Source organism: Bacillus sp. UMB0893 (assembly GCF_002858905.1).
In the GTDB taxonomy this organism is placed as follows: domain Bacteria; phylum Bacillota; class Bacilli; order Bacillales; family Bacillaceae; genus Bacillus_P.
In genome coordinates this window covers 1,028,328-1,053,441 of sequence record NZ_PKLB01000001.1, presented here as the reverse complement: position 1 = coordinate 1,053,441, position 25,114 = coordinate 1,028,328, and the positions used below count along the sequence as shown (strand labels likewise).

Here is a 25,114-nt window from a genome sequence, read left to right as displayed (position 1 = left end):
TCCTAAAGCAAAAACCCTCAACACAAAGGTGCTTAGTTCACTGTAAAAATACCGATAAAATAAATGTCCAAATACAAACAAAAGCTAATAAACCAAAGCTATATTTTAATGCCATTTTCATTAAAGCAGATTCTTTTCCTGTTTCACCAACTGCTGCAGTTGCAATTGCAATAGATTGTGGAGAAACTAGTTTTGCCATAACTCCCCCGGCAGTGTTCGCAGAAACTAATAATGATGGGTTTGTTCCTATGATATTACCTGCTGTAGCTTGTATTGGAGCAAATAACGTATTGTTATTTACTACAGACCCAGTCATAAATACTCCGATCCATCCTAATATTGGAGATAATACTGGGAAAATATCTCCTGTTGTAGAAATTGCTTCCCCTAAAACAGTTGTTAATCCACCATATGTCATTAACTTAGCTATACCGATAATTGCACATATCATAATGATAGGTATCCAAAATTCTGAAACTGTTTTTTTAAGAGAACAAATCCTTCACTGAAATTAATTGCTTTAGTAGTGCCTATCGTTGTTAAATTTGCTAATAAAATGGCTGTACCTGTAGCTCCTATTAAATCAATGCCAATATTTATTGATGATCCTGGTATAACGAATTTCATTACAGAAGATTCAAGGATTGCACCTTCAGTAAATAAACCTTTAAATGCTGGCAGACTCCAGAATAATATAAATATGGTCAATAAATAAAATGGAGACCATGCCTTTATAACTTCGCTCATTGAATGCTTTTCAACTTCACAGTTCTTCCCATTGAGTAAAAATATTTGTTTAGGCTGCCATTTTTTAAGAAATAATGCCAACAGTCCCATAGCTAAAAGAGAAGGTATAATATCAGCTAACTCTGGTCCTACAAATAGCGTAATAATAGCTTGGGTCACTGTATAGGTAATCGATGTCACTAAAATAGCTGGTAATACTTCTTTTATACCTTTAATCCCATCGATTAACCATATTAATAAAAATGGAATGGTGAAATTAATGATTGGCAGTGTTAAAGCAGTCATGATTGACACATTCATTGAGGTTACATTACCCTCCAGACCAAATGTATCTATGATGCCCACAGGAATACCAATTGCTCCAAAAGCCCCTGATGCACCATTAGCTATCAAACAAAGCATTGCTGCCTGTAATGGTTTGAATCCCAACGAAACTAATAGAACAGCACATATTGCAATTGGAACACCAAAACCTGCCGCTCCTTCAAGAAATGCGTTAAAGCAGAATCCAATTAATAAGAGCTGAAGACGCTGGTCTTTTGAAATCCCCGCTATACTGCCACGTAAAATATCAAATTTCCCCGATTTAACTGCAATTTTATAAAGCCAAACTGCCATTACAATAATGTACCCAATTGGCCATACCCCTTGTATTGCACCTTGTATGACACTCCCTATTAAATCTCCAATAGGTAACTTGAATACGAAAAGGACGATGAGGAAGGTTACCAATAGATTTAAAAGCACTGCATGAATACCTTTCATTTTAAATACGGTCAAACATAAAAGGAACAAAAGGATCGGTATAGCTGCAACTATTGCTGAAATGATAAGATTATTAAAAGGATTGAAAGTATCTACTAACATAATAACTGCTCCCTTACATATTTCTTACTTAAGAAATAAGCCTACTCCCAAAATAGAGCCTGAATATCTTTAAGAGTTTTAACAGAATGTGAAAACTTTTCTTTTTCGCTTTCATTTAATGAAATCTCAACAATATTTTTTACACCTGTTCGTGTAATGACAGATGGAACACCAACATAAACATTTTCGTGACCATATTCACCTTTTAAAAATGCTCCAACTGGTAAGATTACATTTTCATTTTTTAAAATTGCTCTTGTTATTCGTGCTAATCCCATTGCTATTCCATAATACGTTGCTCCTTTGGATTCAATAATTTTATATGCAGCATCACGAACCTTTACGGAAATCTCTTCTTTTCTTTCTTCTGTTAACTTTGGAGCTATTGGTGTTCCAGAAATATTCGCCGTACTCCATACCGGAAGTTGTGAATCACCATGTTCACCAATGATATAGGCATGAACACTTGTTGGTGCAGTATCAAATTCTTCACTTAATAAAAAGCGAAATCTTGCAGTATCCAATATTGTCCCTGAACCAATAATTCTTTCTTTCTGCAGACCTGAGAATTTCCATGTAGCATATGTCAATATATCCACTGGATTCGTTGCAACTAAGAAAATGCCATTAAATCCAGATGCCATAATTCTGCCTACAATAGATTCAAAAATATTCACGTTTTTACCTACAAGATCAAGTCTAGTTTCACCCGGTTTTTGTGCTGCACCAGCACAAATAACTACAAGTGCGGCATCCATACAGTCTTCATATGAACCAAATTTAATTTTCATAGCGCTAGGGGCATAAACAATACCATGATCTAGGTCCATTACATCGCCTTTTGCTTTTTCTTCATTTAAGTCAACAAGAACCAACTCATCACATATACCTTGATTCATCAATGCATACGCGTAACTTGAACCTACTGAACCTGTTCCAATTAAAACCACTTTATTACCCAGTGTTAAATTCATAACGATTGCCTCCTATTTTTGTGAAGTATTTCACAAGAAAGAATAATATGAAATGGACAAATTCCATTTACGAATTGGTGAAACATACTTTAGTTTAACCATTTTCTAAATAGTGAAATTTATCCTGTATTCACTGCTTATTTCTCTTTTAATTTGTGAAATATTTCACATGTTAGTTTGTAAAAAGATTCACATTATTTCCACGCTTTAAATATACTCCTGTTTTTTCAGAACTTCAATAGAGTTCACGTATATGTCACAATTCTTACGCTTTAACCTATGTATTCCTATCTTATTCAAATGAATAGAATCTTTAAAATCTCAAATACTAACCACAGTCATATATTACAAGGGATGCCGATACTGTGTTTAGCATCTAAAGTACTCAAACTTCCATCTTCAAAAATATGGTATTCAAAAATACCACAATAAGTATGAATCGGTGCAAAGCTCTGAACTAACAGTTGATTCTTTTCAGGTGTAGAAGGTGTTATAAAACCAAAATTTTCTACTGCATGTTTAGTTCTAGCAGGCAAATACAACCTCATTCCAATCATTAAATATCCGATAGCAGACCGTTATATAAACGTATAGTTTCAACTGGAGTGAAACTCATTTTGGAAATGGAATATAACGAATCCCCAGGTTGAACAATATACATATCTGTTGGAATGAGTAAATCTTGTCCTGGTACTAAATATCCGTTTTTATCCGTTCATTATGCGTATGCTATCCATAGAAACTTGATATTTTGCTGCAATAGAGAATAAGGAATCACTAGATTTAACTATATAAATAAACATAGGTCCACCTCATTTCAGCAGGTAACTGATTAATTTAATTTATGTAATTATTATTTTTGTATGTCAGAATCATCAAAAAAGCCCTTAATTTCAAAACTGAGGGACTGCTGCAGATTTAACGCCTTTAATGTGGAATACAAGTGCATGGGGACTTCTAACCTTATTTCTTATTAATCTTTGTAATACACGAAAAAAGTCATTCATAAAAATTTGGTGGTCAAAAAATGGTCAGATTTGTGGTCAACGCTATTCTATATAAAATTTTAAGAATTATAAAAAACCCCTGACACCAATGGCATCAGGGTTTTTAGGTATTAATATTGAGACATATACTGTTCTCTTTCCCAAGGGTGAACTTGAGTACGGAACATATCCCATTCAATTTCTTTCGCTTCGATAAAGTGCTCGTATAAATGATCGCCAAGCGCATTAATAATAATTTCATCTGTTTTCAAGTTATCAAGTGCTTGTGCAAGTGTTGCAGGAAGATCTACAATCCCATTTTCTACACGTTCTTCCTTAGTCATCACATAGATGTTGCGATCGATTGGTTTTGGAGCAGAAAGTTTGTTCTTGATTCCATCTAATCCAGCTGCAAGCAACACAGACATTGCTAAATATGGGTTAGCAGCAGGATCAACACTTCGTACTTCTACGCGTGTGCTTAAACCGCGTGATGCTGGGATACGGATTAACGGACTTCTGTTTTGTGCTGACCAAGCAACATAGCATGGCGCCTCATAGCCAGGAACTAATCGTTTGTAAGAGTTAACAGTCGGATTTGTAACAGCTGTGAAGTTTGGAGCATGCTTAATGATGCCGGCGATGAAATGTTTAGCTGTTTCGCTTAATTCAAGTTCACTGTTTTTGTCATAAAAAGCATTTACGCCGTTTGTGAATAATGATAAGTTCATGTGCATTCCAGATCCGTTTACACCAAACAGTGGTTTTGGCATGAATGTAGCATGCAGACCATGTTTGCGGGCAATCGTTTTAACAACAAGTTTAAACGTTTGAATGTCGTCACAAGCTTTTACTGCACCAGCGTATTTGAAATCAATTTCATGCTGTCCAGGAGCTACCTCATGGTGGGAAGCTTCAATTTCAAAGCCCATCTCTTCAAGCTCAAGCACGATATCGCGTCGGCAATTTTCGCCAAGATCCGTAGGAGCTAAATCAAAGTAGCCGCCATGGTCATTTAATTCAAGAGTTGGCTCGCCTTTTTCATCAAGTTTGAATAAGAAGAATTCCGGCTCAGGCCCAAGATTGAAATCTGTGAATCCTAAGTCTTCCATTTCTTTAAGCATACGTCTTAAATTGTTACGGGGATCTCCTTGAAATGGAGTTCCATCAGGGCTATAAATATCACAGATAAAACGAGCTACTTTTCCTTTTTCAGAAGTCCATGGGAAGATAACAAATGTATCGATGTCAGGGAACAGATACATGTCAGACTCTTCAATACGGACAAAACCTTCGATAGAAGAACCATCAAACATACATTTGTTGTCCAATGCTTTTTCAAGCTGACTCACTGGAATTTCAACATTTTTAATTGTTCCAAGGATATCTGTAAACTGTAAACGGATGTACTTTACGTTTTCTTCTTGTACTAATTGTACAATATCTTCTCTAGTATACTTAGCCATTCTGAAAATCCTCTCCTAACAATACAATGATTTATTTATTTTAATTTAGGTGAATCTAAGTTCGTATCAGTGAAAAAATCTCGACATGTCTCCTTGTCTTAAAGATGATCTTTGAAAACGCCCTGCCTGCATAAGCTCAGCTTTCAGCAATTTTCGCAGTTCAGCATCGGATAAATCCGGTTTTTCCACTTTTTTAGGTTGTTCCTCATTTGGCAAACCAAAACTCTCTTTCTTGGAAAAGATTTGTTTAATGCCTGCCAGGTTGACGCCCTGTTCGATTAAACTTCGAATTTCAAGAAGGGTGTCAACATCATTAAATGAAAATAATCGTCTGTTCCCCTCAGTTCTTGCTGGAGAAACCAATCCATTTTCTTCATAATATCGAATTTGTCTTGCTGAAAGTTCAGTCAGCTGCATAACAATTCCGATCGGGAATAAGGGCATCGTGCGTCGAATTGTATCACCCATCATATTCCCTCCTTTTCTTAACTTAGTATTATTATATTCCATGTCATATAATGTGTCAATATCATGTTAGGAAAAATGACATCGATTTTATTACAGATGAATGAGTCCTTTTTCAAGCAAATGATCAATAGCTGAGCAAATGGCTATTTTAACATGCGAATAAGTCAAACCGCCTTGTACGTATGCAGTATACGGAGGGCGAAGGGGTCCATCGGCTGAAAGTTCAATACTTGCTCCTTGAATGAATGTCCCTGCAGCCATAATAACATCATTATCATAGCCAGGCATATAGCTTGGATAAGGCGTAACATGAGAATTAATAGGAGATGCATATTGAATGGCCTGACAAAAAGCAACCATTAAGTCAGCCTGATTAAATTGGACGGATTGGATGAGATCTGTCCGTACAGAATCCCAAGAAGGATTTGTAGTTAAACCTGCCATTTCTAAAATGGCTGCTGTAAACACCGCCCCTTTAAGAGCTTGTGCCACTACATGCGGTGCAAGGAAAAATCCTTGATACATTTCCTGCAGACTATATAAAGAAGCACCAGCTTCAGCGCCAATACCCGGTGACGTCATCCTATAAGAACAGGCTTCAATTAATTCTTTCTTTCCAACTAAATAACCGCCTGTCTTTGCCAATCCTCCGCCCGGATTTTTTATTAGAGAACCTGCAATTAGATCTGCACCTGCATGACAAGGTTCAAGTTCCTCAACAAATTCTCCGTAACAATTATCAACAAAAACAACAACATCTTTATTAATCGATTTTACAAAATCGATCATCTCTTTTATTTCAGCAATCGTATAGGAAGGTCTTGTTGCATAGCCTTTTGAACGTTGAATGCCAATCATTTTTGTCTTATTGGTCATTGCTGCTTTTACTGCGTTAAAATCTACTTTCCCTTCTTCCGTTAAATCTACTGCGTTATAGCTTATTCTGTATTCACTGAGTGATCCGATTCCGCTTCCGCGAATTCCTACAATCTCTTCAAGCGTATCATAGGGCTTCCCTGTTATATATAGAAGCTCGTCAAATGGGCGGAGTATTCCGAACAAGGCAATGGATATCGCATGTGTTCCAGAAATGATCTGCGGACGGACAAGCCCTGATTCCCCTCCAAAAACGTCTGCGTAAATTTTCTCAAGCGTGTCACGTCCATGATCATCATACCCATATCCAGTTGTGGGAATAAAATGAGAATCACTCACTTTGTGAGCTCTATAGCTTTGCAGGACACGATACTGATTACTTTCCATTCTCTCATCAATCTTTTTGTGGATATCTCCTATTTTGGCTTCTGCTGAATTTGATAATTGTGAGATTTTTTCGCCATATTTTAATTGATTAAACATTGCTGTTGCCCTTTCTATTGTACATCTGAATTTGACCGGCAATTGAATGCTGCGGCAAATAATGTCCTTGAATTTCGTATTTATTTGTTTCTTCATTGAATAAAAATTGGTGGACCATTGTTTCCGTCTTTATTAAGGAAAGAAGTCTTCCCTCTGAAGCCGGAACTTCAATGTTAAATGGCTCCATTTGGTGAATCGAAACAGTTTGGATCTTGTTTTTTAAAAGGTCGATATCCGCTTGACTGAATGCGCTAATCAAAATATGTTCCTCATTTGGAGAGGGGACAAATTCGATTGATTGTTTATCCTTCTTGTTGTAGACAGTCAGAACTGGTATCGCTGAAACCTTCAGTTCTTCCAATAATTTATAAACCGTTTTTTCATGATTAACGTAATCCTCATTTGAGCTATCTACAATATGAAGGATTAGATCCGCTTCTTTAACCTCTTCTAATGTAGAACGGAAAGCAGCGACAAGAGTTGTCGGCAAATCCTGAATAAAACCAACCGTATCTGTCAGCAGGGCTTGATATCCAGACGGAAGTGTCATTTTTCTAGTCATCGGATCCAGCGTTGCAAACAACAAGTCCTCTTCAAAAGTGCCTGCATCTGTAATTCTGTTAAATAATGTTGATTTGCCTGCATTTGTATAGCCTACAAGCGCAATTTGGAAAGCCTGATTTTTCTTTCTTCTTTCGCGGTAGCGGTTACGATGATTGACTATTGCAGCAAGCTGCAGTTTAATTTCGTGAATTCTGCTTCTAATATGCCTTCTGTCCGTTTCAAGCTGGGTTTCTCCCGGTCCTCTTGTACCGATTCCCGCTCCTTGACGAGATAGGTTTATTCCCTGTCCGCTTAGTCTCGGCAATAAGTATTGCAGCTGCGCAAGCTCAACCTGAAGTTTTCCTTCTCTTGATTTTGCGCGTGTCGCAAAAATATCGAGAATTAATTGGGTGCGATCAATAATTTTGATATCCAAAGCTGCTGTGAGATTCCGCTGCTGACTTGGAGAAAGCTCATCGTTAAATATGATTAAATCGGGTTCAAGTTCTTCTGAGAGAGCAAGAAGCTCTTCAACTTTGCCTTTGCCTATGTATGTAGCAGGATGGATTCTTTCTCTTTTTTGCGACAGCTGAATCAGCACTTCACCATTTGCAGTTTTCGTTAATGATGCGAGTTCGGTCATTGTATATTGAAAGGCCTCATCATCCGTTTTCGGGAGCTGGCAGCCAACAAGGATTACTTTTTCGATATCAGAATATATGTTCTCTTTCAAACGCGTACCATCCTTTAAATAGAATTTTGCATTCTAATCATAACAAAAAAAACGCGAATTCACTAATTCATTCCAATATATATGATGAAAAATAGTTGCATTTCTCCTGAATGCCATTTAAAATCAAAACGGTTACATCTAGAGCGTTAAGGCAAAGGGGATACATTTCATGACGTGGGAAGTATTAAGCATCATTGGCACAATTGCATTTGCAGTCAGCGGAGCTATTGTTGCAATGGAAGAAGAATATGACATTTTAGGAGTATATATATTAGGTATTGTTACAGCGTTCGGAGGCGGAGCCATTCGAAACTTGCTGATTGGTGAACCAATCTATGCACTATGGGAACAGGGAATGCTTTTTCAAATTGCATTACTTGCTATGACAACTGTGTTTTTATTTCCGAATAACTTACTTCGACACTGGCAAAAATGGGGGAATTTCACAGATGCAATCGGCCTGTCTGCATTCGCCATTCAAGGTGCTTTATATGCATCAGATATGAATCATCCGATAAGTGCTGTCGTAGTAGCAGCAGTTCTAACCGGAAGTGGCGGCGGAATCATTCGCGATCTATTGGCAGGGCGAAAACCGCTTGTCCTGAAATCAGAAATCTATGCAGTCTGGGCAGTGCTCGCCGGCCTTGTCATCGGATTTGATCTTGCACATTCTTCCTTGCATCTTTATACTCTCTTTATCATGCTTGTTGTGTGCAGAGTTCTTTCGTATACAAATAAATGGCGCTTGCCGAATAAATCGATCCATCACTAATAAAGCCGCAGCTGCGGCTTTATTCTTTTATGACGAGATCTTGGCTTTTAATCATAACCAAGTCATCGCGATGATATTGATCAGAAGTTAATAATCTCATTGCCTGAGATCTGATTGATTTTTCAATGACATTTCGAACGTATCTTCCATTTGAAAATTTTGCGGGAGCCATATTCGTTTTAATCAAATTTAAATGATCGCGCAGCTTCCATTCTGCTTCTTTGCTGAATGCATATTCTCTTTCTGCCATCATTCTTTTCGATATCTCCATTAATTGATCGACCGAATAGTCGGGAAAATCAACAACAAGCGGAAATCTGGAATGAAGACCCGGATTAAGAGAGAGGAAATGTTCCATTTCTCTAGAGTACCCTGCTAAAATCAAAATAAATTCATGCTGTTTATCTTCCATATGCTTTACAAGCGTATCAATAGCTTCCTTGCCAAAATCTTTTTCTCCGCCGCGTGCAAGTGAATATGCTTCATCTATAAAAAGAATCCCGCCAAGCGATTTTTTTATCAGATCTCTTGTTTTTTGAGCGGTGTGGCCAATATATTCTCCTACTAAATCTGCCCGTTCAGCTTCAATCAGATGTCCCTTTGAGAGAACATTCATTTCAAAAAACAATTTGCCGATCAGCCTGGCAACTGTTGTTTTACCTGTTCCGGGATTTCCTTTGAACATCATATGAAGCGACTGTTTTCCAGCTTTAAGCCCTTGTTCTTCCCTCTTTTTATTAATAAAGATCCAGGCATAGATTTCCTTCAGCATCCGTTTCATTTCTTCCATGCCTACAAGTGTGTTCAATTCAGCTTCCATTTCTTTAAGGATGACATGCTGAGGCTGTGTTTTCGGAATTTTAATTTCATAAGTTGAAGTTTCGCTTATTCGTTCTTGATGAGTCTTTTTTTGTCCATTCAAAATCACATTAATTTGACCATTGTTTTTAAATGTGACTGCTTGATCCAAAGATGTTCACCTCACATTCTTTTACTACTATACGTCGCATGGTCCCAAATCGTGACAGATGCCTATATAAAATATGAAAATAATTTTAAATGTCGAAAAAAATTGTTAGTATTTGAGGTGTTTTGTTGGATTATGCGCTTTCCCGAGAAATAATTTCACTATTTCCATCTGGGATTCAGGATGAAATATTTTCGTCGTATGTGTAAAAAGCAGCCTCCGAATTTACGGAGGCTGCTTTTCTTATCAAGCTATTCTAATTCAAGCGTTATATTCTTCTGCGGTGCAAAAGTTGAAATTGCGTGCTTATAAATAAGCTGCTGTTTTCCATCTGTTTCTAAAAGAACCGTAAAGTTGTCAAACCCTTTAACAAGTCCTCTCAATTGAAATCCATTAAGCAAAAAAACCGTTACAAATGTACCATCTTTACGCATTGAATTTAAACATTGGTCTTGAATATTTACTGATTGCTTCATGTTTCGTCCTCCTCTTTTCTCTATATGTTATGTATTCTAGCTTCAGTCAAGCTTTCCTGCTATATATGTAAAAATTTCATTGAATCTCTTATCCATATCTAATGGCTGAGTCATATCAAACCATTTTACATCCATTTTATTTCGGAACCACGTCAGCTGGCGCTTTGCATATCGTCTTGAATTTTGTTTTAGCTGGTTTGTGGCTTCATCAAGCGAAATCCAGCCGTCGAGGTATTCATATAATTCTTTATAGCCAATGGCTTGAATCGACTGACAATCGCGTAATCCTTCCTGATATAGGGCGGTTACCTCATTGAGTAAACCTTGTTCCATCATCCTGTCAACTCTTTGGTTAATCCTTGTGTAAAGCTGTTCTCTTTCCATTGTAAGTCCTACGATGACAACATCATAAAGCAGAATTTGTTCTTGATTCTGAAGATATTCTGTCATGGTTTGACCCGTACAATGAAAAATTTCAAGCGCTCTGATGACGCGTCTTACATTATTAGGATGAATTCTTTCTGCAGATTTAGAATCAATCTTTGCTAACTGTTGATGAAGCACTTCATTTCCGTCATTTTTGCTCTGCGTTTCAAGCTGTTCCCTGAATTCAGGATCAGACGCTGCTTCAGTAAATTGATAATCATAAATGACAGACTGAATATATAATCCAGTTCCTCCAACAATGATCGGCAGCTTCTTTTTTGAATGGATTTCTGTAATTAAGGGCCGGACGATTTGCTGAAATTCAGCCGAGGAAAAGTCTTCATCCGGGTCTTTTATATCGATTAAATGGTGTTCAATCCCGTCCATTTCATCTGGCATAACTTTTGCAGTTCCTATATCTAATTCACGGTAAACTTGCATACTGTCTCCGCTAATGATTTCACCATTCAGTTTTTTGGCTAACTGAATACTGAGATTCGTTTTGCCGACAGCAGTTGGTCCAATGATTACGACCAGCTTTTCTTTCTTCAACTTGCAACCACTCTTTCGTTACATTTAGTCCACTTTTCAACATCTTATCACTTTAAATCAGTGAATACCAGTTTATTATTTCCAGTTTTCGTTTCTGTCAAACTCACTTTTTCTAATATCCGATAGGTCCACTTGTACGCCCGCTGTAAAAATGCTGGTGAACAGGGCGCTGCTGCTGAGAATAAACAACTCCTCCAAACTGAGTTGGTTCCGAGTCCGTGTAATTGCGGTAGGATTTCCCAAAAAACAAATGATAATGAGATCCATCCAGCATTGGAATGGGAGGACCGGTTTTTGCATAATAACGGTGATAATGCTGATTATCGAATGTTGTTAATCCTTCAATGTAGTGAAAATGGCCGTCATACGAATTTCCATTTAATGGTTTGCTAAAGCCAGTCAAATTATGAAAGTGGCCTTCTTTCATTTCTGTTACTCCTTGAAAAAAATGCGCGTGAGGAATTTGAAGCGGCTGCCGAGTACATTCCATGATGAACACTCCTCTTTTTCTTCTGCTATAAGCTATGAGTCTTTAAGCATTAAGGCGCATGAATGAGGAAAATATTTTCATATTTCTAGTATAAAGAATTCATCTTATATTTTTCAGTTTTAATCTGATATGTAAGGGAATTTAATCCTTAGTAATAATTATAGGAGGCGCATTTTCATGTTTCAGCTGGAGGATATGATTTCATTTTTTTGGGCTTTCTTTTTTGTACTGCCTCTTGTTGCGTTTATTCATCAGCTTGGACATTTTGTTTTCGTTTGGATGTTTGGGGGAAAGGCCATTTTTATTCTTGGCAGAGGAAACCTTCTTTTTAAGTTTGGAAAATTCGAAGTGAATCAATACTATTTTCTAGATTCATTCTGTCAATACGATAATTTAAAGTGGGATAATCGATACACACATGCACTTGTTTACGCAGCTGGGTCCCTGTTTAATCTTTCTTCAATCTTGATTATTAATCTGTTGATTCATAAAGGCTTCCTTCAACCGCATATTTTTTTCTATCAATTTGTTTATTTTTCTGTTTCTTTTGTTTTCTTTTCTCTTTTGCCAATAAAGTATTCTGAAACGCATTCTTCTGATGGAAGATCGATATATGACGTTCTTAAATACGGAAAAAGCTGCAGTCAGCTCGATTAATAATAGATAAAAAGGAAAGACATCCAATGGCTTTCCTTTTATATGATCCTTTTAAATATCTTATCCATCTCATAAGTAGAATTATCCGAGTATGAAGGCGGCAGCCCCTCTTTAGCTATAAACTCACAAAGCATTAAATACCTCTGACGCCTCACCGTTAGATTATCGCTACGCATATTTGACCCCATCTCTTCTCTTTGTCTTTGCAGCTGATAATATATTGTCGAGCTTAAAAATACGGACCTGCTGTTTAGAGAAGCAGAAAGCCTTTATGTGATTCTCTTTGACTTTGTTCACAATTACTGTTCGGTGAGTAATAGCCCCTTTGTCAGACAGATAAATTATTTCAACTGGCGCCTGCTGCTCTTTTGATCTTTCTAATAAGCCCTTCATATTATTATCAGCTCCTCTGTTGTACTTTAATTATATACGAACATACATTTGAATACAAATGATTTTACAAACATACATTCGTATAATCTATGGATAGAAATGAGTAAAGGAGTTTACCAATGAAAGCTCCAATCCCACAAGAAGTTATGATATGCGAGTACATACATAAGATTTGCCTGGTGGATACCTTAGAAAAAGATTTAAATTTCATTGCCCCCACTTTCTAACCAATCCCCAATACGGTGTTTAATGTCTTGCAAAACATCGAAAGGTAAATGATTCGCTATTGAAGAAATTTCATTAATTGCGTTCGATTTAGTCATTTCCTCACTCCAATATGACATATATCAGATCACCTTCTAATACCTTTTATTATCGTAAATAATAAATGAATCAAATACAGGGAGAGGAAAATATGGCAATAAGACCTCCGATGCTGCAAAGAGGTGATACGATTGGGCTGGTTACACCTGGGAGCCCTCTTGATGCAAATACTATTAATGCCAGAGTACAATATTTGAGAGATATCGGCTTTAATATAGTTTTTGGAAGGTACGTTTATTCTTATGAGGGCATCACAGCTGCATCTGCTAGGCAAAGAGCCGAAGATGTAATGAATATGTTCAAAGATCCGAGCGTCAAAATGATACTATCCACACGAGGAGGGACTGGGGTTCAGACTATTCTTCCTTACCTGGATTTTGAAGTCATAAGAGAGAACCCTAAAATTATATCTGGTTATAGTGACATTACAGTATTACTAAATAGTTTGTATCAATTTAGTAATTTAATTACGTTCCATAGCCTAATGCTTATTGATTTTAGAATTGAGACACCTGCTTATAATTTTAATCAATTCTTTGAAGCAAATTCCACATTGACTTCTCCCAGGATTATCCAAAATCCACCGAATATGTCCCTAACGAGTTTAGTACCAGGAAATGTAACGGGTCAAATAGTAGGTGGAAATATGACTTCTTTAGTCAATACTCTTGGTACCCCATATGAAATTAATACAAAAGGGAAAATACTTTTTTTAGAAGAGGTCCATTCTCCTACCACAATGGTTTTTCGGTATCTAACTCAATTATTGATGTCAGGTAAATTTCAAGATTGTCTTGGTATTATCATGGGAGAATGTACAAATTGCCTAGTATCTTATGATACAACTTATGATGATTTAATTAATGATTTGTTAGTCCCCCTGGGAAAACCACTGATAGTCAACCTAGCAACAGGGCATGGCTTTTATAAAGCTGCTATTCCTATTGGTGCTAATGTTAATCTCAATTCGACAGATGCTACATTGACTGTGCTTGAACCAACCGTTTCTTAGTGATTTGAAAAAAGTAGTTTTCGGGTACGGTTAAGGATGTTTGATACATCGAATGTTTCCTGATGCTGACCTGAAGCCATTTGCTTCATGATTCCTTTCAATTTGTCAAGAAGACAAAAACTAATTCAAGTATTAGAAAAATTGTTATAGATGAATCTTTAATTTTGGACCTAAAGAAATACTAAACTTGGCAAAAAATAAAAATAAAATGAAGTATTGTGCAAACTATATAGATTCAGATTTTTAAATTACCTCTCCAAACGAAAAAACGATGGGATTATTTTGAATGAATAAAATCATAGATACAATTTAGAAAAAACAAAACTGCACCACATTTCTCCGCATGGTTTATGACACATTCATGCAATCATTCTTTTAGAAAGTGGCGCAGATATAAGTTTGTTAGTGAACGTTTAGGCCATACTACTGTCAACATGACAGCTGATGTTTATCTTCACATTACAAAGAAATATGAAGATGAAAATGTAATGAAGTTAGAAAGGTATTTAAGGAACTAGGTGGACAAAACATTACCTCCCCTGCTTCACACCTTTCTACATCACACGTTTAAACATCTTTTCCATTTCATAAGTAGAATAATGGATGATAATCGGTCTTCCATGAGGACATGTGAATGGATCAGTTGTTTTCCTAAGTGTCGCAAGCAAGGCAAACATTTCATCATTTCTTAGGTAATGATTTGCTTTTATCGCAGCTTTGCAGCTCATCATGATTGCAGCTTTTTCCCGAAGTTTTTTGATATCCGCCTTTTTATGATCAAGAACTTCCTGAATGATTTCTTCCATCAGATTCTTTTCATCCCCGCGCGGAAACCATTGCGGATGAGAGCGGACAATATAGCTGTTTCCCCCAAAAGGCTCCAGGAAGATTCCTACTTCAGCTAATGCAAGCATTTGCTCGTTTATTATCAAAGCTTCATCTGCAGAGTAGTGAAGCGTTATTGGAACAAGAAGCTCTTGAACCTCTGTTTCAACTTGTCCCACTTTTTCTTTAAAGTATTCATAGTTGATTCTTTCTTGCGCAGCATGCTGGTCGATAATATATAATCCAGTTTCATTTTGAGCAAGAATGTACGTGCCATGCATTTGCCCAATAGGATAAAGAGCAGGGACTCTAGATTCGGATTCCGCTGCTGCTGTTTCCTGAAATTCTTGATTTTCTTCTAACGTATCATGATAGGTTTCAGTTTCTTCTTCAATAATCGGTATGCTTGGAGCTATTTGAACTGATTCCTCATCTAATTCGAATACCGGCAGAGATTTTTTTTCAGTTATCTCAGACACTTGCGGTGATAAATTCATTGGTTTTTTTTCAGTATGACTGAAAGAAAAGGTCTGCTGTTCATCAAAGCTTTTTTCTTTCCTTTTAGGCTGTGCGGCTTCAGGAATCAGCTTTTTGTGTGAAAAAGCATCTTTAATGCCTGAAGTAATCAGTTCATTTAATTCAGCTTCTTTACTCAATCTAACTTCCATTTTTGCAGGATGAACATTTACATCTACTAATATTGGATCCATATTGATTTCAAGGAAGACGATCGGGAATCTGCCAATCGGAAGCAATGTATGATAGCCCGACTGAATCGCTTTAACAAGCGGATAATTTTTAATAAACCGCCCGTTCACAATCGTGGAAATATAATTCCTTGATGCACGTGTAATTTCAGGCAGGGAAATAAAACCCTTTACTTCAAAATCGAGAGACTGAAGGTTAATCGGAATCATTTTCTTAGCAATTGCCATTCCATAAATGCCCGCTATTACCTGACGTACATCACCGTTTCCACTTGTATGCAGCATTTGCTTTCCGTTATGTGTAAGCTTAAAAGAGATAGAAGGATTAGAGAGTGCAAGCCGATTTACGACATCCGTGATATTGCCAATCTCAGTGTGAACCGTTTTCACGTATTTCAATCGTGCAGGCGTGTTAAAAAACAAATTTGTTACAGTAAGATCGCTGCCTTTTCTGCTTGAGGCGGATTCATGAATGTCAACTTTCCCTCCAGAAAGCACCATTCTTGTCCCAGCATCAGCTCCTGTACTTGTTTTCAATTCAACATGAGAGACAGATGCAATACTAGGCAATGCCTCGCCTCTAAAACCAAGCGTGCGGATTCTGAAAAGGTCATTTTCATCTTTAATTTTACTTGTAGCATGTCTGTGAAAGGCATTTAAACAATCCTCCGGCTCAATGCCATCCCCATTATCAATAATCCGGATCTTGCTTAATCCCGCTTCTTCAATATGAATTTCGATAACAGAGCTGCCGGCATCTATGCTATTTTCCGTTAACTCTTTGACAACGGATGCAGGACGTTCGACTACTTCTCCGGCAGCAATTTTATTTGAGAGCGAATCGTCAAGGCGAATAATTTTCCCCATGTTTTTACCCCAGCTTTATTTTAATTTTTTTTGAATTTGATAGAGTTCGTTCATTGCATCAAGCGGCGTCATTTCAAGCAAATTAATCGAGCGGATTTGGTCGAGTACTTGCATGTCCTTTTTCGGAACCTGCTTGTTTTCTTTCTTTTTAGGCATTTCATTGAAAAAGGAAAGCTGTGTTTCATCATTTTTAAATGCTTCTTCATTAACCATCACAGCAGGCGGTACCTTCACTGTCTGCTCCGCTTCAAGACTTTTTAAGATTTCTTTAGCCCTGCTGATCAGCTCTTCAGGCAGCTCTGCAAGCTCTGCTACATGAATACCATAGCTCTTGTCTGCCGGACCTTCTTTAATCTTATGAAGGAAAACAACCTTTCCGTTTTCCTCAATTGCAGAAACATGTACATTTTGAAGCTGCGGTAATTCATCCGATAGACTTGTCAGTTCATGATAGTGTGTCGAAAACAGTGTTTTTGCTCCGATATAGTGATGTATGTGTTCAATAATTGCCTGAGCAAGCGCCATTCCATCATATGTCGATGTTCCTCGGCCGATTTCATCAAATAGAATTAAGCTATTTTCTGTTGCATGAACGATTGCGTTTTTTGCTTCAAGCATTTCTACCATAAATGTGCTTTGTCCAGAAATCAGATCATCTGCCGCTCCAATTCTCGTGAAAATTTGATCAAAAATCGGCAGAACAGCCTCTTCTGCAGGAACAAAGCAGCCGATTTGAGCTAAGATGGCAGTTAGCGCAACCTGTCTCATATACGTACTTTTCCCTGACATATTAGGGCCCGTAATTAGGAGCATCCCGCGTTCTTTAGAAAAAGAACAATCATTAGGAACATATTCTTGTGAATTCATCACTTTTTCCACAACGGGATGTCTTCCTTCTTTGATTAATAATTCTTGATTAGAAAAAGAAGGCTTTGAATAGTGTCTCTTTTCACTAATCACGGCAAAGCACTGAAGCACGTCTAATTCGCTAATGCATTTAGATAAAGCCTGCAATCTTGGAATATACTGCTTCACTTGTTCACGGAGGTTAACAAACAATTCATATTCAATATCCACCATTTTTTCTTCTGCTTCAAGGATAAGCGTTTCTTTTTCTTTCAGTTCAGGTGTGATAAATCTTTCTGCATTTGTTAACGTTTGTTTGCGTGTATATCTTCCTTCTTCAAGAAGATGGATATTTGCCCTTGTCACTTCGATATAGTAGCCAAAAACACGGTTAAAGCCTATTTTTAAAGATTTTATGCCTGTCCGAACTCGTTCCTGCTGTTCAAGCTCGGCAATCCATGACTTTCCATTTCGGCTCGCATCACGAAATTGATCAAGCTGTTCATGAAAACCGTCTTTCATAATGTTACCGTCTTTAATAGAAAGAGGCGGATTTTCTACTAATGCCGCTTCTAGCAGCTCAGTTAGGTCTGAACAAGAATCAATGTTCTCGGCTATTTCATTCATACGTTCTTGTTTAATAGAGGTTAATACGGCTTGTATGGCCGGCACCTGCTCAAGCGATTTCTTCAATTGAATAAGATCTCTTGCGTTTACATTTCCGAACGCTACCCTGCCTGCAAGCCGTTCTAGATCATATACTTCTTTTAATCGTTCTCTTAGGTCTTCACGTTCAAAATAGTGATCAAGCAGGGTTTGCACCATTTGAAGGCGATTTTCTATTTCCTGCTCAGAAAGCAGCGGCCTGTCAATCCATTGCTTAAGCATTCTTGCCCCCATTGCCGTTTTTGTTTCATCTAACAGCCACAGCAGCGAACCCTTTTTTCCTTTAGATCGAATCGTTTCAGTAAGCTCCAGATTTCTTTTTGAATACAAGTCCATTTTCATAAAGTCGTGCAGCTGATAAATTTTCACTTTCTGTAGATGATCCAGGCTTCGTTTCTGGGTTTTTTGCAAATAGTTCAGCAGTCTGCCAAACGTTTCTTTTAATCTCAAATCCTCAAGATGATCAATTATCGGTGCAAAATCATCCGTATTCGTTTCTCCCTCAAACGATATCGTAATTTTTGATCTCTCAGTTATTTTTTTAATCCATTGTTCTGGAAATCCATGGTCAACTACCAGTTCCTTTGCTCCCATAGAGTACATTTCATTGATGATATCATCTAAACTGTTTAACAAAGCCAATTGATTTTCACCAGTTGATAAATCTGTAAGGGCAAAACCAAACTTAGAAGGGAATGCTGTAACTGACGCCAAGTAATTATTTTCACGTTCTTGAAGTCCTTTTCCGTTCATTACGGTTCCTGGTGTAATCAGCTGGACGACTTCACGCCGAACAACACCTTTAGCCTGTTTTGGATCTTCAGTTTGTTCACAAATAGCTACTTTGTAGCCTTTTTCAATTAGTGCTTCTATATATCCTGGAGCAGAATGATACGGTACGCCGCACATAGGAATTCGTTCAGCGCCACCTCCATCTCTGCTTGTTAAAGTAATTTCAAGTTCAGCAGATGCACGTTTCGCATCTTCGAAAAACATTTCATAAAAATCGCCTAAACGAAAAAATAAAAAGGCATCCTGATACTCTGCCTTAATTTTTAAATATTGCTGTATCATCGGCGTATATGTAGCCATTGTAATCCCCCATTGCATTTGCATACGTTCCAAAACAAGCTTTATTATAACATAACTAGGGGTTTTCATGCTTTAGCTAAACTTTGAAACTCTTTTTAATAAAGAAAGGCTGTTTTCGTAAATATTGTTGCTTTTTAGACTAGATGTTTAAACCTTAAGTGGATCTACGCTGCAGGCACTTGACTCCTGCGGGAAATAGAGGGAAATTGGAGACCCAAAAGGCATAGCCGAGGAGGCTCCCACCCTCCCCGCGGAAAGCAAGTGCCTGCAGCGGAAAGCAACGGACAACGTTTATAATCAAAAGCAACAATCAATGCGAACACAGCCAAAGAAAAAAACCAGGAAGATGAATTCTCCCTAGTTTCCTTTTATTCTTCATCATCGCCGACTAAAAATTCAGGATTTAGATCTTCAAATTCTTCATCCAGATCTTCTTCCCAGTCATCATCTGATTCTGTAAACGCTTCTGTATTGATAGAGACGACAACTTTTGTCTCTCCAACCACCTCAGCAAGAAATTCGCGTTCTGCTGAAACAACAACCTTGCCTCCGCTTGGCGAAATATTTACCTCCATGCAGTTTGGCTGCTGCATGACTTTTGCAATGACCTCATGCTCATCGTCTAAAAAGTTATTATCTTTATATTTTAGCTTGATGACGTCCACATAAGAAACTTTTTCAGTGACAACTTCTGTTTTCGTATTATCGGCATACGAATACCATACGTTGATGTCGTAAGTACCTTCAACTTCGACTGTTTTGCCAACCTTTTTCGCATCATATTTATGGTTGATCAACCAGCCGCCTAGAATGCTCGTTGGTTTTTGCGAAGGAGAAATACTGTGTGTGGATTGAGTAAACTTTTTGCCTTTCGCAACTACCGCTTTGGTGATTATTTCTCTGTATTCAGCCATTCGTACATACCCTCCTCAATCAATCTTCATTTAATCCTATGCTGGGCTAGTATGGTTTGTGCTACTAATATAAAGGAATAAATAATATGTTCCACCAATACATGAATCGGTATAATTCATTGTATGCGTGTACGCCCAGATATGTGCCTAAAATTTAAAAAGAAAAGCGGAATCGCACATTAAGGTCAGTTAGGCACAAAGGTTTTGGCAGTAAAGGCGTTTTTGCCTTTGCTGCCAGTATTATTGTCATTGATGATTATTTAGAACATAGTTTAAATAGATAATTTAATTATATGATGGCTATTTTTGAAGTGATTCTTTCTGCAAATGGAGATAGAAAGCTGAGCACCAATATTTATCGGTCTCTATTTAATTTTTATCAGGACCTTTTTTCTGATGATCAGGCTCTAACCCATTTTCATCCAAGACAGCCGCTTATTACTGGCGCTGCTGGATTTCGATTCTGCTCGTCTAACCATATAAAAAAGCACACTGTTTAAAACAGTGTGCTCTTCTTTAGTGACAGGCAGAGCCTGGTGAATTATTTAGTTTTGAACCCGTTTCACCGCTTAACAAATCTCCGCCAGTTGTACGGATAATTTCATCTGTTACATGATTTGAAATGGTAACAGCGATCAATTGAAGCATATCATTCACTTCAACTTGAGATTCTTTGAATTCTTGAATAATTGGAAGTTCATCCAATTCTTCCTGAATTTTATCAATTTTATCTTCTACTTGCTTCAATGCCTCTTGTTTACTGTAATGCTGGAAGTTTACAGCTTGTTTTTGAAGACTTTTAATACTTGCAACCTTTTCGCGGATTTTTTGGTTTTCATTGATTTGAGCTTCCGCTTTTTTGAAAAACTCAACTTCTTTAGTGTCTGCAACCATTTGTGCTAATTCACGGGCTTTTGCTACGATTTCTTCTTTAGTATATAATGACATCCCTTATTTCACCTCTATCGCTTCTTCTACCATTTCCCCATCTAAAGACCACGTTTTTGCTTTTTTGATTTTCACTTTAACAATTTGACCGACTGAAGATTTAGGACCTACAAAGTTTACAAGCTTGCTTTTAGATGTATATCCCGCTAATACATCTGGGTTATTTTTGCTTTCGCCTTCTACTAGAACCTCGACAACCTGACCTTCATACTCCATCATTTTCTTAGCTGAAATTTCTTTTACAAGATCATTCAGTTTTTGAAGACGTGCTTTCTTTACTTCCATTGGAACGTTATCCTGCATTTTTGCTGCAGGTGTGCCTTCACGCGGAGAGTATATGAATGTGTATGCACTGTCAAATTCTACTTCACGATACATGGAAAGCGTTTCTTCAAATTGCTCATCTGTTTCATTTGGAAAACCGACAATAATATCAGTTGTCAATGAAGCTGTTGGAATCGCTTCCTTAATTTTTTTGACTAACGTCATATATTTCTCGCGATCGTATTTTCTCGCCATCAGCTTTAGGATCTCAGAGCTGCCTGACTGAACCGGCAAATGGATATGATCAAGCAAGTTTCCGCCTTTAGCCAGCACCTCGATCAGATGATCGTCAAAATCACGCGGATGACTTGTTGTAAAACGGACGCGTGGAACATTGATTTTACGGATTTCATCCATTAAATCTCCGAGGCCGTATGAAATGTCTTCAAAATCTTTTCCATATGCATTTACATTTTGACCGAGAAGTGTAATTTCTTTATATCCGCTCGCAGCTAATTGACGGACTTCCTGAATAATCTCCTCAGGGCGTCTGCTTCTTTCTTTTCCGCGAGTGTAAGGAACGATGCAGTACGTACAGAACTTATCACAGCCAAACATGATGTTCACCCATGCTTTGACATTTCCTTTTCGTTCTCTTGGAAGGTTTTCAATGACGTCTCCTTCTTTGGACCAAACTTCAATAACCATTTCCTTCGACATATATGCGTCTTTTAAAATGTTAGGCAAGCGGTGAATGTTATGTGTTCCAAAGATCATATCGACGTGCTGATGCTTTTTCATAATTCTTGTTACAACAGATTCTTCTTGTGACATACATCCGCAAACACCAATCAGAAGACCTGGTTTCTCTCTTTTAAGAGATTTTAGGTGACCAATTTCTCCAAAAACTTTGTTTTCGGCGTTTTCACGGATCGCACACGTATTCAGAAGAATAACATCTGCATCTTCAGTAGTATTTGTTGCCTCATAGCCAAGTGCAATAAAGATTCCTGCCATAACTTCAGTGTCATGTTCATTCATTTGACATCCATAAGTGCGAATGAGAAATTTCTTCCCATTTCCCAAACCTCTGAACTCTTCTGAAATTTTGAAATCATTTTGGTATTTGACTTCCTCTTTGCCGCGCTTTTTTGCATCCTTTAAGGAAGGAGGCATGTATACGGCCTGAAAATACTTGCTGTAATCCTTTTCGGATTTTTTGTCCGCTGGTGTTACTTGCGTATATTCCAAACGCTGCTTTTCATTCATGTAAAACAGTCTCCTTTCAAACCCTTCTAACCTGACTCTCGGAGTGAGAGTATACCAATTTTATAGTATATATATTCCTAATGAACAAAACAATATACATTTCAAGAAAGGACATATATCTATAGTAAAACAATCCTAGGAAATAAACAAATGAATAAGATAAGCAGAGCCAACTGGTTAACCTATATTCAGCGCAACTAAACTCCTAGAGATAAAAAAAGAGAGGAACTCCCTCTTTTTAATAAAAAGCTTATTTTAAAATATTTAATTCCTTTGCCGCTTTTTCAAAAATATCTAAAGCGGTTTGCAATTCTTCTTTCGAATGCTCAGCCGTTACAATTGTTCTGACTCTTGCATGACCTTTTGCAACTGTCGGGAATGCAATGCCTTGTGCAAATACACCATATTCTCTCAATTTATCTGAGAATCGATGAGATAATGCTTCGTCACCGACAATAACTGGTGTTACAGGAGTTTCGCTTTTTCCTGTATCAAATCCTAAGTCCTCAAGTCCCTTTTTGAAGAATTTCGCATTTTCCCAAAGCTTTTCAATCAGTTCAGGCTCTTCAATCAGCACGTTGATCGCTTCGATACATGCAGCTGTAACTGCTGGAGGATGAGACGTACTGAACAGAAATGGACGTCCTTTTTGGATAAGGTAATCAATAAGAGTCCGGGTACTGGCCACGTAACCGCCTAAAACTCCAACCGCTTTGCTCAAAGTTCCAACCTGGATATGCACACGACCATCAAGTCCAAAATGGTTTACCGTCCCGCGTCCGTTTTGTCCAAGAACTCCTGAAGCGTGTGCATCATCTACCATCACAAGTGCATCGTATTTTTCTGCAAGTTCAACAATTTCAGGAAGCGGAGCAATATTTCCATCCATTGAGAAGACGCCGTCTGTTACAACTAAACGAACTCGGTAATCAGCAGATTCTTTTAATGCTCTTTCTAAATCTTCCATATCCACATGGTTATACACTTTGCGTGCAGCCTTTGTCAGACGGATGCCATCGATGATTGAGGCATGATTCAGAGAGTCAGAGATGACGACATCTTCTTTTGTTAAAATGGAAGAAAGGACACCCTGATTTGTCGTAAATCCTGATTGGAAAACAAGGGCTGCTTCTGTATGCTTAAATTCAGCAAGCTTTGTTTCCAGCTCTTCATGCATGGTAAAAGTGCCTGCAATCGTTCGTACAGAACCTGTTCCCGCTCCAAATTTTTCTGCAGCTTTAATTGATGCTTCTACTAGTCGAGAATGTGTAGTTAAGCCTAAGTAGTTGTTTGATGATAACTGGATTAATTCTTTTCCATCGATAACAACTTTTGAAGCCTGGTCAGATTCAAGCGGAATCAGTGTTCGAAATGTTCCTTGCTGTTTCATTTCGTCCAGTTCTGCCTGCAAGTATTCGAAACCTTTCATAATAGCCCCTCCAAATTCATTCTTTTATGGGTGTAAAACGACTTTACCACATTTTCCTTCAATCATTAAATCGAAGCCTTTTTCAAAATCTTCTAAGGAGAAATGATGCGTAATTAATGGGGTTACATCGACCTGTCCAGATTTTAGTAATCGTGAAACCTGCTGCCATGTTTCATACATTTTTCTGCCTGTAATTCCTTGTACTGTAATTCCTTTAAATACAATATCATTCGTAATATCGATTTCAACCGGACGGACAGGAAGGCTCAGTATAGAAACACGCCCGCCATTTGTCACCATTTTAAAGCCTTGATCCATTGCGATTGGATGACCTGACATTTCGCAGACGACATCAACGAAGTTGCCATCTGTTAATTCATTGATTTTCGCTAATGGATCTTCATTTTTCGAATTAATGACAGTAGTTGCTCCCATTTCCTTCGCCAAATTTAAACGGTAATCGTTTAAATCAAGCGCAATGACTTGAGAAGCACCTGCTGCTTTTGCAACGCCGACAGCCATAATCCCAATCGGACCGCAGCCGATCACTGCCACACTTTTACCGGCAACATCTCCTGCTAATACCGTGTGCACTGCATTACCCATCGGTTCTTGGATAGATGCTACATCAAACGGCATTTCTTTTGGATTTTTCCAAAGATTCACTGCAGGTAAAGCTACATATTCCGCAAAACAGCCATTTGTATCAACACCGATAATTTTCGTATTTTTACAAATATGATACTGGCCTGTTAAACATTGCGGACATGCGTAGCAAACCAAATGTGTTTCAGCAGAAACAAAATCTCCTAATTCAACATTTGTTACTTTACTTCCAATTTCAACAACTTCTCCCGAAAATTCGTGTCCAAAAACATATGGCGGATTTACTCTGCTTTCCGACCATGCATCCCATGTATATATATGAACATCCGTGCCGCAGATTGAAGTAGCTTTTACTTTTATCAATACTTCATTTTCTTTTATTTGAGGGATGTCTACCATTTGCAGCTGAGCACCAAAACCTCTGTGATGCTTAACGATCGCTTTCATTTTTCCATTCACAACGAACACT

21 protein-coding genes and 2 pseudogenes are annotated in these 25,114 nt (G+C 37.7%); 3 read left to right on the top strand and 20 right to left on the bottom strand.

Annotation, left to right across the window (positions count from 1 at the left end):
* Window positions 1–37: 37 nt before the first annotated feature.
* The 7 genes and pseudogenes from CYJ36_RS05335 to hflX all read right to left on the bottom strand — a co-directional run bounded on the left by CYJ36_RS05335 (window position 38) and on the right by hflX (window position 8,143).
* Window positions 38–1,614 (bottom strand): annotated as a pseudogene (locus CYJ36_RS05335) (L-lactate permease).
* A 41-nt stretch (window positions 1,615–1,655) separates the two neighbouring features.
* Window positions 1,656–2,588, bottom strand: a complete 933-nt coding sequence (locus CYJ36_RS05330; RefSeq protein ID WP_101565482.1) for an L-lactate dehydrogenase — start codon at window positions 2,586–2,588, stop codon at window positions 1,656–1,658.
* Between the two features lie 338 nt (window positions 2,589–2,926).
* Window positions 2,927–3,124, bottom strand: coding sequence for a hypothetical protein (locus CYJ36_RS05325; RefSeq protein WP_101565481.1), 198 nt, complete (start codon window positions 3,122–3,124; stop codon window positions 2,927–2,929).
* Between the two features lie 581 nt (window positions 3,125–3,705).
* Window positions 3,706–5,040: a type I glutamate--ammonia ligase gene (gene glnA / locus CYJ36_RS05310; protein ID WP_101565473.1), complete on the bottom strand. Its 1,335-nt coding sequence runs from the start codon at window positions 5,038–5,040 to the stop codon at window positions 3,706–3,708.
* 66 nt (window positions 5,041–5,106) lie between these two features.
* The gene (locus tag CYJ36_RS05305; protein WP_101565471.1) at window positions 5,107–5,508 is read right to left on the bottom strand and encodes a MerR family transcriptional regulator; all 402 of its coding nucleotides are present in this window, start codon (window positions 5,506–5,508) and stop codon (window positions 5,107–5,109) included.
* Between the two features lie 90 nt (window positions 5,509–5,598).
* Window positions 5,599–6,867, bottom strand: a complete 1,269-nt coding sequence (locus CYJ36_RS05300; RefSeq protein WP_101565468.1) for a methionine gamma-lyase family protein — start codon at window positions 6,865–6,867, stop codon at window positions 5,599–5,601.
* The gene (hflX, locus tag CYJ36_RS05295; protein WP_224773296.1) at window positions 6,860–8,143 is read right to left on the bottom strand and encodes a GTPase HflX; all 1,284 of its coding nucleotides are present in this window, start codon (window positions 8,141–8,143) and stop codon (window positions 6,860–6,862) included. Before hflX ends, CYJ36_RS05300 begins: the two co-directional genes overlap by 8 nt.
* Before the next feature lie 169 nt (window positions 8,144–8,312).
* Here hflX and CYJ36_RS05290 point away from each other — a divergent pair, with 169 nt between their 5' ends.
* Entirely contained in the window at window positions 8,313–8,915 is a 603-nt protein-coding gene (locus CYJ36_RS05290; protein ID WP_101565466.1) for a trimeric intracellular cation channel family protein, read from the top strand.
* Between the two features lie 19 nt (window positions 8,916–8,934).
* Here the strand turns inward: CYJ36_RS05290 and spoVK are convergent.
* From spoVK to CYJ36_RS05270, 4 genes and pseudogenes are all read right to left on the bottom strand, one after another.
* Window positions 8,935–9,753, bottom strand: a pseudogene (gene spoVK / locus CYJ36_RS05285) (stage V sporulation protein K); the annotation flags it as partial.
* Window positions 9,754–10,133: 380 nt separating this feature from the next.
* Complete coding sequence (gene hfq / locus CYJ36_RS05280) at window positions 10,134–10,358, bottom strand: RNA chaperone Hfq (RefSeq protein WP_101565462.1); 225 nt, start codon at window positions 10,356–10,358, stop codon at window positions 10,134–10,136.
* 42 nt (window positions 10,359–10,400) lie between these two features.
* A complete protein-coding gene (gene miaA / locus CYJ36_RS05275; RefSeq protein ID WP_101565460.1) occupies window positions 10,401–11,336 on the bottom strand; it encodes a tRNA (adenosine(37)-N6)-dimethylallyltransferase MiaA in 936 nt (311 codons plus the stop codon).
* Between the two features lie 112 nt (window positions 11,337–11,448).
* The gene (locus CYJ36_RS05270; protein WP_101565458.1) at window positions 11,449–11,826 is read right to left on the bottom strand and encodes a YmaF family protein; all 378 of its coding nucleotides are present in this window, start codon (window positions 11,824–11,826) and stop codon (window positions 11,449–11,451) included.
* Between the two features lie 177 nt (window positions 11,827–12,003).
* Here CYJ36_RS05270 and CYJ36_RS05265 point away from each other — a divergent pair, with 177 nt between their 5' ends.
* Entirely contained in the window at window positions 12,004–12,483 is a 480-nt protein-coding gene (locus CYJ36_RS05265; protein WP_101565456.1) for a hypothetical protein, read from the top strand.
* A 168-nt stretch (window positions 12,484–12,651) separates the two neighbouring features.
* Here CYJ36_RS05265 and CYJ36_RS05260 read toward each other — a convergent pair whose 3' ends face one another.
* Window positions 12,652–12,876: a hypothetical protein gene (locus CYJ36_RS05260; RefSeq protein ID WP_101565454.1), complete on the bottom strand. Its 225-nt coding sequence runs from the start codon at window positions 12,874–12,876 to the stop codon at window positions 12,652–12,654.
* A gap of 200 nt (window positions 12,877–13,076) precedes the next feature.
* Window positions 13,077–13,199: a DUF6877 family protein gene (locus tag CYJ36_RS24295; RefSeq protein WP_257962391.1), complete on the bottom strand. Its 123-nt coding sequence runs from the start codon at window positions 13,197–13,199 to the stop codon at window positions 13,077–13,079.
* Between the two features lie 92 nt (window positions 13,200–13,291).
* Here CYJ36_RS24295 and CYJ36_RS05255 point away from each other — a divergent pair, with 92 nt between their 5' ends.
* Window positions 13,292–14,212: a S66 peptidase family protein gene (locus CYJ36_RS05255; protein WP_101565452.1), complete on the top strand. Its 921-nt coding sequence runs from the start codon at window positions 13,292–13,294 to the stop codon at window positions 14,210–14,212.
* A gap of 554 nt (window positions 14,213–14,766) precedes the next feature.
* Here CYJ36_RS05255 and mutL read toward each other — a convergent pair.
* The 7 genes from mutL to tdh form a co-directional block, all read right to left on the bottom strand.
* Window positions 14,767–16,611: a DNA mismatch repair endonuclease MutL gene (mutL, locus tag CYJ36_RS05250; protein ID WP_101565450.1), complete on the bottom strand. Its 1,845-nt coding sequence runs from the start codon at window positions 16,609–16,611 to the stop codon at window positions 14,767–14,769.
* 15 nt (window positions 16,612–16,626) lie between these two features.
* Complete coding sequence (mutS, locus tag CYJ36_RS05245) at window positions 16,627–19,215, bottom strand: DNA mismatch repair protein MutS (RefSeq protein WP_101565448.1); 2,589 nt, start codon at window positions 19,213–19,215, stop codon at window positions 16,627–16,629.
* Window positions 19,216–19,583: 368 nt separating this feature from the next.
* Window positions 19,584–20,129 (bottom strand): outer spore coat protein CotE, encoded by a 546-nt coding sequence (gene cotE, locus CYJ36_RS05240; protein ID WP_101565446.1) that lies wholly within the window; start codon window positions 20,127–20,129, stop codon window positions 19,584–19,586.
* 516 nt (window positions 20,130–20,645) lie between these two features.
* Window positions 20,646–21,077, bottom strand: coding sequence for a RicAFT regulatory complex protein RicA family protein (locus CYJ36_RS05235; protein ID WP_101565444.1), 432 nt, complete (start codon window positions 21,075–21,077; stop codon window positions 20,646–20,648).
* A gap of 3 nt (window positions 21,078–21,080) precedes the next feature.
* Window positions 21,081–22,610, bottom strand: coding sequence for a tRNA (N6-isopentenyl adenosine(37)-C2)-methylthiotransferase MiaB (gene miaB / locus CYJ36_RS05230; protein ID WP_101565442.1), 1,530 nt, complete (start codon window positions 22,608–22,610; stop codon window positions 21,081–21,083).
* A 250-nt stretch (window positions 22,611–22,860) separates the two neighbouring features.
* Window positions 22,861–24,039, bottom strand: a complete 1,179-nt coding sequence (locus CYJ36_RS05225) for a glycine C-acetyltransferase (RefSeq protein WP_101565440.1) — start codon at window positions 24,037–24,039, stop codon at window positions 22,861–22,863.
* Window positions 24,040–24,063: 24 nt separating this feature from the next.
* Complete coding sequence (gene tdh, locus CYJ36_RS05220) at window positions 24,064–25,104, bottom strand: L-threonine 3-dehydrogenase (protein WP_180850077.1); 1,041 nt, start codon at window positions 25,102–25,104, stop codon at window positions 24,064–24,066.
* Between the last annotated feature and the right edge of the window lie 10 nt (window positions 25,105–25,114).